Origin of the sequence: Cyanobium sp. BA5m-10, from assembly GCF_024346255.1 — a bacterium.
Taxonomy (GTDB): domain Bacteria; phylum Cyanobacteriota; class Cyanobacteriia; order PCC-6307; family Cyanobiaceae; genus Cyanobium_A; species Cyanobium_A usitatum.
In genome coordinates, this window is record NZ_JAGQCP010000022.1 from 18,587 (window position 1) to 27,788 (window position 9,202).

The following is a 9,202-nucleotide window of genomic DNA, read 5'->3' on the forward strand; positions in this document are numbered from 1 at the left end:
CTGAAGACCCGTATCAAGACCGTATAGAAACCGTAGCGATGGTGGCCGCTTGCTCAGTGCGGGTTGTGCAACAGCGATGGAAACCCAAGAGACGGATCAGAGCAGCTGCTCATCGCTGAGCTCGCCGCTGACGTAGCGATGTAAGACGCTGCTGATAAGGGTTTGGTAAGGCATACCCAGCCGCAGCGCCCTGACGCGCAAGGCCTCTAGGTCAGTACCGGAAAGCCGGATATTGATTCGTTGGTCCTTCTGGCCGGTGACCTGGGCTGACTCTCTGAGCTGATTGAGCAGATCAGGAGTAGCAATTGAACGCAGCGCGCCCAACTCCACAGCTTCTAGGAGCTCACGCTCGTCTTGATCGAGTGAGTCGTTGCTAGGGGGAAGGTGGCTTTGCATCGTCATGTCGTGTCTTGACGGAGGTAATCGAGTGTGGCTTTGCGGCTGGGAATGATCGTTTTGAGAAAGAGGTGGTCGTCGTCTTCCACGTATGGGACGAGGTAGACATATTGATTCACCTCAACAACAAGGATGCGCTGGCTTGGATATTGCTCTGGATTGGGGTGGGCCAACACATCGAGCAAGCCTCCAGTTTCGATGGCCACCACAACAGCCTCGAAGTGGATGGACCGCTGGGCACCGAGCTGCTGGTTTTTATCACTGCTCCAGCGAAAGGGCTTCATGAGCGCAATTTAGGTTCTCTGTCTGCCGTTTGTCATCAAGCAGCACTGAGCTGCTGCGGCAAGAGCTAGCAGCCGAGTGCCCTGGTGGATGGAGCCTGATCACCGATCTCTCCACCCGACCTTGTCGGCACTGTTACCCCGCCTGCAGCTGTTGCATGACTGCTGGCGCAACCTGCCTGGAGTGAGTTGCGCTCCAATGCCCCTTTCCCAAAGCTCGATGGAACTTCATTCGCGCCCTCAGTCAGCTCTGCCAAGGGAGCCTATGCTTGGCAATTGGGATTTTAGCAAAGTGAATAAGGAAGAAATCTTGCATGACTACAAGCAAAAGCCTGGTGCGTTTATTCCTGAACTCGTGGCCTTGGATGATCTTGTGGACATTTTTCTAAACAACCCTGGCTTCCACTCAAGCTTCGAGGACTTTATGGACGAATGGCAAGAAGAGGATAATGCTGTAGAATGTGAATTCTAAATCATAACCAATTTCATATGGATATCCCTCCTCAAGAACTTAATCCAAAGTGGTTTAAGAGTCACCTGCTTGATCGCTCGGTTGAGCTTCAAGAGCTTTATGAGTTGCCTCAAGGTGAGCTAGATCTAGTAATGGCAGAGGCTGCCGAGCTCAGGACTGATGTGGTCAATCGCGACCGCAACCATGGCAAGTGGTGCACCGCCGGCTATTTCCTGGAATTGGCGAAGATCATTAGTGAACGGCGATTCGCTCAGCTTGTTCAGAAGTAAGGCCGCACGGCGCCGCACCAACCACCTTCACGTGCCGTTACAGTTGCCGTAACAAACTGAAACATGCATGACTGAGCCCGCTCCCCGCTTTGGCTTTGTCGTCTTCGCCGAAACCTGGAACGGTCGCCTGGCCATGCTTGGCTTCGTGATCGGCCTGGGCACCGAGCTACTTACCGGCCAGGGCATTTTTTCCCAGATCGGGCTCGGTTGATCAGTGCCCTTGTGCTGCAGCCAAATATCGCCGACTGACGCCAGCGCTTCCGTTTCGTTTCACACCACCCAGGAGATCCCCATGACCAACACTCCCGCCAACGACAAGCTGCTCGATACCAGCGCCGAACAGCTGACCCTGGTGGCGCAGCTCAAGCGAGCTGAACTGTTTAACGGCCGCGCCGCCATGCTCGGCATCGTGATCGGCATCGTGGTGGAAGGCCTCACCGGCTTTGGCATCGCCCACCAAATCGGCCTCGGCGCCCTTGTGGATGGCTACGCCGCCTGCCGCACCCAGTTCCTGCCCTTCTGCTTCTGAGCCCCTGCTCGGCTTGTACGCCATTGGCTTTCCGTAACTCGGGTGCTGGGCAGCGTCTAGGTTCCGGAGGGCGGCCTGCGAGCCGACTCGATCAGTAGGTTCTGGAGTAGCTCTTTGCTGCTGATCAGCAGGTGGGCCAGCCAGGTGCCCGTCAATCGGGGTTCGGCTACCCGATCGCCCCTGCAATGGCTGATGGCCTGCTCGATCTCGGCCAGCTCGCGAGCGATGTTGCGCACCATCGCTTCTGTGGTCTCGCGGGGGCTGGGCCGGAAAGGAATTTGCATCGGCTCCACTCTGCCCCCGGGCAGGTGCTGGGGTGGCATCTAGCAGCGCACCGGCACCACCTGCATGCCGACCGGTGCCAGTGCGATCAGCGCCAGCTTGATGTGCTGGATCCCGAAGGGAATGCCGATGATCGTCACGAAGCAGGCCACTGCAGAGGTGAGGTGGCCGATCGCTAGCCACCAGCCCGCCACCAGAAACCAGATCACGTTGCCGATCAGCCCCAGCGGTCCGGTGCCGAAATCCATCCGTCCGGTGAGCTCACGCCTGCTCACGGCCTCATTTCCAAACGGCCAGAAGGAGTAGTTGCCGATCACAAAGCAGGCCCGGGCCCAGGGAAGGCCGACGATCGTGATCGCCGCCACAAGACCGGCCAGCCACCAACCGAGGCCCATCACCACCCCGCCGAGCACGAACCAGAGAACGTTGAGCAAAAAGCGCAGCATCAGATCTTCCACGGTGCTCCCAGCCTGGCAAAAGGGAGATGGGAGCGCAGCCGTGATGGGTGATGTCCTCCTTCTTCTTCTTCTTTTCAACCCCTGCTTCCCAGCCCCCTGCAGCAGCGGTCAGGCATCCGTTGTGCCTCTCCATCACTGTTTGAGTAACTTGCAAAAGCTGAGCCGACGTTCGTAGCAGCCATGCCTGACGGAAGACCATCCCATGTAGTCGTCATCGGAGCTGGATGGGCTGGTTGGGGCGCAGCCAAGGCGCTCTGTGAAGCGGGTATTCGTGTCACCTTGATTGATGGGATGTCCGATCCAACAGGCATTCAACCAATCACCACCAAAAGCGGCAAACCTTTCGAGGCAGGCACCAGAGGTTTTTGGAAAGACTATCCAAATATCAATGCACTCACAGATGAACTCGGCGCTGGCGATATCTTCACTGACTTCACAACCAGTGCCTTCTGGTCGCCAGATGGCTTAGAAGCAACAGCGCCTGTCTTTGGAGAGGCACCCCAATGGCCAAGTCCGCTTGGCCAGATGGTGGCAACAATCACTAACTTCACGCGACTACCCATTCAAGACAGGCTCAGTATTGCAGGGCTTCTTTATGCGATGCTGGACCTTTATCGTAGCGATAAGATTTTCCAGCAGTACGACGATCTCGATGCGCAATCACTCTTTGTCAAGCTTGGCATCAGCGATCGGCTCATCAATGAGTTCTTGCGCCCCACCTTGCTGGTTGGCTTGTTCAAGCCGCCCGAAGAGCTTTCGGCCGCGGTCACCATGGAGCTCCTTTATTACTACGCCCTGGCCCACCAAGACTCATTTAATGTCTGTTGGATCAAGTCGAAAAGTATCGCTGAACATTTGTTTGCACCTCTGAGTAGAAGGCTGATCTCCCGCCATCATCTGCAGGTCCTTGGTGGAACGTTGGTGAGACGGGTGAATGTGTCGTCTGACTCGCAGCGCGTCAGCTCGGTTGAGCTTCAGAACATGGCAACCAAAACAGTTCAGGTGATTGACGACGTAGATGCCGTGGTCTTGGCGGTTGGTGCAAAAGGGCTCAAGTCTCTGATGGCTCAATCCCCAGAACTCAGCAAGGCAGCACCAGAGCTTGTTAGCGCTGCTTCGCTTGGCTCCATCGATGTCGTTTCAGCACGTCTTTGGTTGGATCGTTATGTTCCAATCGCTTACCCAGCCAACGTGTTTTCCCGCTTCGAATCACTGAAGGGCTCTGGAGGCACTTTTTTCATGCTGGATCAGTTGCATATGGATGCGCAACAGGCTCTCTGGGGTGATGGGCAGCCCCAGGGCTCGGTGGTCGCCAGCGACTTTTACAACGCATCGGCTATCGCAGCGATGAGTGATCAAGAGATCATTGACCTGCTTACGCGTGACCTGCTCCCCATCGCTCATCCCGAATTCACCAATGCCAGGGTGGTGGATTCCGAGGTGCGGCGCTATCCAGGCTCGGTGTCGCTCTTTTCTCCGGGCAGTTTCAGAAAACGGCCACCTTTGGAAACCTCAGTGCAGTCGATCGTCTGCGCTGGCGACTGGGTGCGAATGGGCGACAAAGAACATGGAGCCAAGGGTCTGTGTCAGGAACGAGCCTATGTGTGCGGGCTGGAGGCTGGGAACTCCTTGATCAGACGCAAGATTGTCAACGGTGCCGATCACTCCCATTCCATTCTCCCTATTCGGGCAGACGAGCCACAAGTCGTTCTAGGCCGTGCTCTCAACAAGCTCGTGATGGATCCAATCGAAGCCCTTGGTCTGAAACTGCCGTGGTTCAACTCCTAACGAGTGCTGGACTGACGGCCGAGTTCATTCAGTGCTGAGGCTTGCGGTCTTGTCGTTCAAGCACCGCCAAAAAGACGTCCACGCCATCAACCTCCTGGATCTACGCGACAGCTTGGTTGGTTTGATTAACGGTGAGGATCAACAGGCGCTTTTCGTCCACCACCCGTTGCCAAGTACATCGGTCTGTCAATGCAAATAAATAGATTCTCAATGCTCCGCTCATTTGGTGCCAGAAACACAAGCGTGGTTGGTACCGGCCCACTGCAGGGCTGCACTGAAGTCCACTCCTCGCAGGAAGGGATGTTGGCATCTGATTGGGATTGCTACGGCGCATCCGATAGCTGGGAGTAAATGGAGCTAGCGGATCAGTTTTTAGCAGCATCCGCGGATTTGGCGCCTCCGCAGTCTTGCCAGCTGGAGAGTAGGCAAGCCAGCTCGGATTTCATTATTTGCAGCATTTGGATGCGCGAGTCAATTGAGGCCATGTTAGTTGAGATACTATCCTTTATCACCGAACAATTGCATATGCCTGCGCGGCGCACTTCAAGAATGCGGGCCAACTCGCTGATCGGCACATCCATAGACCGTAAAGCCCGAATGATTTCCAATTCTACAAGACTTTCGAGACTGAATAGACGGTATTTGCCCTCAGATCGGGCCGTATGCAGTAAACCTTGATCGCAATAAAAGCGAATCGTTTTCACCGAAAAGCCGGAGATCTTGGCTATCTCGCCAATCCGAAGACCAGGAGCGTCTTGAGCTGCGGCAAGGGGCAGGGGCGCCATTAGTCAACCCTCCATCCAGTGGATAGATGCAACTCTACCCAAGGACCCGAGTGAAAAGCGCTCATGTCTCCATCAGCCAGCTCTTACTGGAGATAAGTGTTAGGATGTAAATAAGTATTTTCTGCCCCCTCCGGCTGAATCCCATGACGATGAGCTCCCTGAAGATTGCCGCGATGGGAATCGGAGCCATTGCGGCTCCATTCCTGCTGGCTGGAGCGTGCAACGCAGGCCAAAAGGACGTACCGACTCTCTACCCAACAAAGGCGGAAGCTGAAACCGCTGCCAAGCTGCATTTCAATTGCACCGGAGCCCACCGCATGGGTACCCAGTGGATGCCGTGCGCCACACACGGTGGGTCCCAGCCTTCCAAGCCCAGTGGATCCCAGCACTGAATTCTACAAGTGAATTAATTCACTGCTCGCCATCTAATTGATATGTCCCAATGCGGCGATAAACCGAAGCTGCTCGCCATAGGCGTAGCTCCCTTGGGCATCGTTTCGATCGGAATCGTGCCGATGGGGGTAGTGAGCATTGGTGTGGTGCCCATGGGGGTAGTGAGCGTTGGCGTAGTTGGAATGGGCATTATTAATGCCTGCGTGGTTGGCATGGGAGTGCTGATGGCAGGCATCAATGTCATGGGTATCTGGACATTCAGCCCAAGCAACAGCCGCCAACACCACAGCAGTCGACCAGTCCAGGAAAACATCATGGCCTACCCCAGCAAGGTGTTGGCTCTAGAAAAAGCCCAGGAGCTTGGCTGCAATGGCGTTCATGCCATGGGATCGCTATGGATGCCATGCGCTGAGTATGCGCATCCAAAACACTGCTGAATCAGCCTGTTGAAGCAACTCTTCTTATCCATCACAATTATCATCAACGAAGGTCCATGGCCCCGATTCTTAGCCTCATTCTTATCGGCACCAGCTCACTCGCTGGCCTATCCCAAGACTATTCCTCTGAATTTATTCGTTTCAATACCCATGCTTCCGAGTTGCTAGCCTGCGGCGGCGGCGGCTCAGGCTCCTATCGCAAACCCCCGAAGCCCGGCCATGCGAAACCTGGGGATTCGGCACATCAGAGGGGGACCCAGCCAACTAGCACCGACATTAAGCCAGTCCAAACAAACATAAATTCAAGCCAAACCTGAATTCAGCACAAGAACAAGGGCCCCGGCAGTTAATTGCCGGGGCTTTTAATTTTAAAACTAGAATTTAAATGTCGTTTTGACTAGAGCCCCAATCGAACTGAAGCCTTGCCCCACGGGCGTTCTTTGCCCCATCGGCCGGCTAAGATAAAATAGGGCAGGTGTAATGCTGATCTTATCAGTGACTTGGAACTTATACCAACCTTCCAAGGCATAATTACCATCTTCTGGGTTTACACCGCAAGTCAGTGATGTGGCAAAAACAGCCTGTCCGACTGCAAAGCCAAAGTCATTGCCTTTGGCGAACACATCAGTCCACTGCAGTCCAACCATCCAGGATTGGCTAACGCTGGGCCTGCCAACCGTTTGTACCCCATAGGTTGTGGTGTTGATCCCCCAGCCCAGGCTCACGGAAGGTATCCAGCCACTTTCGAGTGGCTGCCAAAATGCACTTACGCCGAACGCATTGGTTTCAGCACCAACTGCTTCCCCGTGGTCGATGGAGCTATGAACAGTTGGAGTGGTGCCTGGTACAAACTGGGTGAGCGGTTGCACATAGGACCATATCGCAGCCAGGCCCCATTGTTCTTGTTGATAACCGACTTGCACACTAGCGGTGCCACCAGACTCAGACGTGAAGAGCCCTTTTGTTGAATCCGAGCCAAGGGCTGAAACATAGTTTGCACTTACGCTCCAGCCATTGTTTTGCCACCACAGGCCAGCTCCGGGGCCAAGATTCTTGCTATAGGCAGCTGGAGCACCATTAACGGTAAAGAGGTTTAAAATGGTGTCAGCAGGGTAGACGCTGGGCCAAAGCGCCAGCATGTCTTCCTGCCCCACACGGGCCCCCACCGTGGCTGTGAATTGCTTGCCGATGGGGAATTGGTAAAATAGCTTGTCAATGCCGACAATATTTGGGCCAGCATCCTCTTCAAAGGCAACCTCTAATTCGGCGGAATTGCCAATGCCGTGGGGCTCTCCACCAAAGGCGCTTCTGCCAAAATTGCCAGCACGAAGATTAGTACGAAGTAAGTCTTTTCCGGTGAAGCTTGTATCTAAAGTCAGCTGAAGATCGTAGTTAAATGTGACATTCTCGGCGACCCCATTGACCGGGGTCCGGGGGGCGCGTTGGCTTACCGTATTTGCCGCCGAATTGTATGCACTACCGTTGTACCCCACTCCTCCTACGACAAACGTCGCAAGGCCCGAAAGCTTGGTGGTAGTGGAGAACTGCTGGGCTACCAATGTGCCCACCTTGGCCTCGAGGCCGTCAACACGGCCCTTGAGCACGGCGAGTTCCTTTTTAAACTCTTCCATCAGCCGTTGCAGCTCGTCGGTCACCTCGGTGACGCGATCGAGGCAGGCATTCAGTTGAGCAGCCGCTTCATAGCGGGTCATCGCCTGCCCACCCTTGTAGCTGCCGTTGGGGTAGCCCGCCACGCATCCGTATTTCTCCACCAGGTTGGAAAGTGCCTGGTATGCCCAGTCGGTAGGCCTTACGTCGGAGAACTGGTTGACACTGGTGACCTGATTGCTAGAGCGCCAGGCCTTGAGCTCGTCAATTTCTTGCTGCTCCATTTAGCCGTTGATGGAATCACGACTATTCAGTGAGGCCAGCTCATTGGCCGATGCGGGTGCAAGGGCACCAAAGGGCAGCAAGGGCGTAGCGGCCAGTAGCAATGACGAGCAAGCGAAGCGAAGTGACGACATTTAATACAACAAATCTGGAAGCTTGATGCTTGAGCCAACCCAAACAACGGCGTTGATTTAAAACCAAGATGCCGCCGCCAGAAAGCCCAAAATCAGCAAGATGCGTCGATTATGCCTCAACACTCCCTTGAACGTGACTCACTGGAGAGTTGTGTCAGTATTTCCTGGCTCCACTCGGCTTGTGCGTTTCCTGTCTCTGCTGTGGTGGATTTATAGCCAGGCGGGTAATCCCTGATGCGTTGCACCATCGCCTGCTGGTTATCCCGACCAAAGGAGCCAATGACGATAGCATTGCTATCAACGCTGTGATGGAGCCATGCCTGATCTATTGGTGCGCGGCGTCGATGACGACCTGGTCCAGGCGCTCAAGAAGCGGGCCGGGGCCCATGGCCGCAGCCAGGAAGCGGAACTGCGGGCGATCCTTGCAGCTGCTCTGCTGAGCCCACCGCGGCGCAATTTGGCGGAATTACTGGCTGCCATGCCGGATGTTGGGGTGGACGCCGATTTCCAGCGCCAGGACGATCAAGCGGCTGCTGCTGATGTTTTTGATTGACACCAACGTGATCAGCGAAGCCCGCAAGGGCCGCCGCGCTGATGCGGGTGTGCAGGACTTCTGGTCAACTGCTGCCCGCGACAACACCCCGCTGTTTATGGCTGCCATCACCATTGGTGAGCTGCGCCGTGGGGTGGAGTTGATTCGCCACCGGGGGGATCAACCCCAAGCCAAGCTGCTGGAACAGTGGCTAGCTGAGGTGTTGCAGACCTACGGCGATCGGGTGCTGGACCTTGATGGCGATGCGGCCCAGATCTGGGGGCGACTGCGGGTGCCCAATCCTCACAAAGCCATCGACAAACAGATCGCTGCCATCGCCCTCCTCCACGACCTCACCGTGGTGACGCGCAACGTCGATGACTTCGCTGGCTGCGGGGTGCGCCTGCTCAATCCGTTTCAGCCTGTGCCGTGATGCACCCCCCTCTGCCCCCGGGCAGGGCCACAGCCGCTGGGCCTCAAGGCCTGGCTTGGGGTGGTGTTGCATCGCTGGCATCCAACCTGGTAGCAGTCTTAATTTGGGGAATCTTCCAGACCG

15 protein-coding genes are annotated in these 9,202 nt (G+C 55.6%); 9 read left to right on the plus strand and 6 right to left on the minus strand.

Annotation, left to right across the window (positions count from 1 at the left end; translation table 11 throughout):
- Positions 1 to 96: 96 nt before the first annotated feature.
- Positions 97 to 402, minus strand: coding sequence for a hypothetical protein (locus KBY85_RS09085; RefSeq protein ID WP_254961179.1), 306 nt, complete (start codon positions 400 to 402; stop codon positions 97 to 99).
- Complete coding sequence (locus KBY85_RS09090) at positions 399 to 680, minus strand: PQQ-dependent sugar dehydrogenase (protein WP_254961180.1); 282 nt, start codon at positions 678 to 680, stop codon at positions 399 to 401. Before KBY85_RS09090 ends, KBY85_RS09085 begins: the two co-directional genes overlap by 4 nt.
- A 196-nt stretch (positions 681 to 876) precedes the next feature.
- On the opposite strand from KBY85_RS09090, the gene KBY85_RS09095 reads away from it, so the two are divergent.
- The 4 genes from KBY85_RS09095 (at position 877) to KBY85_RS09110 (ending at position 1,947) form a co-directional block, all read left to right on the plus strand.
- Complete coding sequence (locus KBY85_RS09095) at positions 877 to 1,149, plus strand: hypothetical protein (RefSeq protein WP_254961181.1); 273 nt, start codon at positions 877 to 879, stop codon at positions 1,147 to 1,149.
- Between the two features lie 17 nt (positions 1,150 to 1,166).
- A complete protein-coding gene (locus KBY85_RS09100; protein WP_254961183.1) occupies positions 1,167 to 1,418 on the plus strand; it encodes a hypothetical protein in 252 nt (83 codons plus the stop codon).
- A 67-nt stretch (positions 1,419 to 1,485) separates the two neighbouring features.
- A complete protein-coding gene (locus KBY85_RS09105) occupies positions 1,486 to 1,629 on the plus strand; it encodes a high light inducible protein (protein WP_254961184.1) in 144 nt (47 codons plus the stop codon).
- 81 nt (positions 1,630 to 1,710) lie between these two features.
- Positions 1,711 to 1,947, plus strand: coding sequence for a chlorophyll a/b-binding protein (locus tag KBY85_RS09110; RefSeq protein WP_254961185.1), 237 nt, complete (start codon positions 1,711 to 1,713; stop codon positions 1,945 to 1,947).
- A 56-nt stretch (positions 1,948 to 2,003) separates the two neighbouring features.
- Here the strand turns inward: KBY85_RS09110 and KBY85_RS09115 are convergent, their stop codons facing one another.
- Entirely contained in the window at positions 2,004 to 2,231 is a 228-nt protein-coding gene (locus KBY85_RS09115; protein WP_254961186.1) for a hypothetical protein, read from the minus strand.
- Positions 2,232 to 2,270: 39 nt separating this feature from the next.
- On the minus strand, positions 2,271 to 2,675 hold the full coding sequence (locus tag KBY85_RS09120) for a YccF domain-containing protein (protein ID WP_254961187.1): 405 nt from the start codon (positions 2,673 to 2,675) through the stop codon (positions 2,271 to 2,273).
- Positions 2,676 to 2,867: 192 nt separating this feature from the next.
- Here KBY85_RS09120 and KBY85_RS09125 point away from each other — a divergent pair, with 192 nt between their 5' ends.
- Positions 2,868 to 4,475, plus strand: coding sequence for an FAD-dependent oxidoreductase (locus KBY85_RS09125; protein WP_254961188.1), 1,608 nt, complete (start codon positions 2,868 to 2,870; stop codon positions 4,473 to 4,475).
- 365 nt (positions 4,476 to 4,840) lie between these two features.
- Here the strand turns inward: KBY85_RS09125 and KBY85_RS09130 are convergent, their stop codons facing one another.
- Entirely contained in the window at positions 4,841 to 5,260 is a 420-nt protein-coding gene (locus tag KBY85_RS09130) for a MerR family transcriptional regulator (RefSeq protein ID WP_254961189.1), read from the minus strand.
- 173 nt (positions 5,261 to 5,433) lie between these two features.
- On the opposite strand from KBY85_RS09130, the gene KBY85_RS09135 reads away from it, so the two are divergent.
- On the plus strand, positions 5,434 to 5,652 hold the full coding sequence (locus KBY85_RS09135) for a DUF3721 domain-containing protein (RefSeq protein ID WP_254932520.1): 219 nt from the start codon (positions 5,434 to 5,436) through the stop codon (positions 5,650 to 5,652).
- 42 nt (positions 5,653 to 5,694) lie between these two features.
- Positions 5,695 to 6,090: a DUF3721 domain-containing protein gene (locus KBY85_RS09140; RefSeq protein ID WP_254932515.1), complete on the plus strand. Its 396-nt coding sequence runs from the start codon at positions 5,695 to 5,697 to the stop codon at positions 6,088 to 6,090.
- A 374-nt stretch (positions 6,091 to 6,464) separates the two neighbouring features.
- Here KBY85_RS09140 and KBY85_RS09145 read toward each other — a convergent pair whose 3' ends face one another.
- Positions 6,465 to 7,982, minus strand: coding sequence for an iron uptake porin (locus KBY85_RS09145; RefSeq protein ID WP_254961190.1), 1,518 nt, complete (start codon positions 7,980 to 7,982; stop codon positions 6,465 to 6,467).
- A 448-nt stretch (positions 7,983 to 8,430) separates the two neighbouring features.
- On the opposite strand from KBY85_RS09145, the gene KBY85_RS09150 reads away from it, so the two are divergent.
- Both KBY85_RS09150 and KBY85_RS09155 read left to right on the plus strand, forming a co-directional pair.
- Positions 8,431 to 8,667, plus strand: a complete 237-nt coding sequence (locus tag KBY85_RS09150) for a FitA-like ribbon-helix-helix domain-containing protein (RefSeq protein ID WP_254961191.1) — start codon at positions 8,431 to 8,433, stop codon at positions 8,665 to 8,667.
- Positions 8,654 to 9,079 (plus strand): type II toxin-antitoxin system VapC family toxin, encoded by a 426-nt coding sequence (locus KBY85_RS09155; RefSeq protein WP_254961192.1) that lies wholly within the window; start codon positions 8,654 to 8,656, stop codon positions 9,077 to 9,079. The genes KBY85_RS09150 and KBY85_RS09155 overlap by 14 nt, the downstream gene beginning before the upstream one ends.
- Positions 9,080 to 9,202: the final 123 nt, after the last annotated feature.

Bases quoted from the DNA above. Each gene is read 5' to 3' on its own strand.
- KBY85_RS09105 (WP_254961184.1), top strand. From the start codon at position 1,486: ATGACTGAGCCCGCTCCCCGCTTTGGCTTTGTCGTCTTCGCCGAAACC.
- KBY85_RS09085 (WP_254961179.1), bottom strand. From the start codon at position 402: ATGACGATGCAAAGCCACCTTCCCCCTAGCAACGACTCACTCGATCAA.
- KBY85_RS09095 (WP_254961181.1), top strand. From the start codon at position 877: ATGCCCCTTTCCCAAAGCTCGATGGAACTTCATTCGCGCCCTCAGTCA.
- KBY85_RS09145 (WP_254961190.1), bottom strand. From the start codon at position 7,982: ATGGAGCAGCAAGAAATTGACGAGCTCAAGGCCTGGCGCTCTAGCAAT.
- KBY85_RS09150 (WP_254961191.1), top strand. From the start codon at position 8,431: ATGCCTGATCTATTGGTGCGCGGCGTCGATGACGACCTGGTCCAGGCG.
- KBY85_RS09100 (WP_254961183.1), top strand. From the start codon at position 1,167: ATGGATATCCCTCCTCAAGAACTTAATCCAAAGTGGTTTAAGAGTCAC.
- KBY85_RS09130 (WP_254961189.1), bottom strand. From the start codon at position 5,260: ATGGCGCCCCTGCCCCTTGCCGCAGCTCAAGACGCTCCTGGTCTTCGG.
- KBY85_RS09125 (WP_254961188.1), top strand. From the start codon at position 2,868: ATGCCTGACGGAAGACCATCCCATGTAGTCGTCATCGGAGCTGGATGG.
- KBY85_RS09120 (WP_254961187.1), bottom strand. From the start codon at position 2,675: ATGCTGCGCTTTTTGCTCAACGTTCTCTGGTTCGTGCTCGGCGGGGTG.
- KBY85_RS09135 (WP_254932520.1), top strand. From the start codon at position 5,434: ATGGGAATCGGAGCCATTGCGGCTCCATTCCTGCTGGCTGGAGCGTGC.
- KBY85_RS09155 (WP_254961192.1), top strand. From the start codon at position 8,654: ATGTTTTTGATTGACACCAACGTGATCAGCGAAGCCCGCAAGGGCCGC.
- KBY85_RS09140 (WP_254932515.1), top strand. From the start codon at position 5,695: ATGTCCCAATGCGGCGATAAACCGAAGCTGCTCGCCATAGGCGTAGCT.
- KBY85_RS09090 (WP_254961180.1), bottom strand. From the start codon at position 680: ATGAAGCCCTTTCGCTGGAGCAGTGATAAAAACCAGCAGCTCGGTGCC.
- KBY85_RS09110 (WP_254961185.1), top strand. From the start codon at position 1,711: ATGACCAACACTCCCGCCAACGACAAGCTGCTCGATACCAGCGCCGAA.
- KBY85_RS09115 (WP_254961186.1), bottom strand. From the start codon at position 2,231: ATGCAAATTCCTTTCCGGCCCAGCCCCCGCGAGACCACAGAAGCGATG.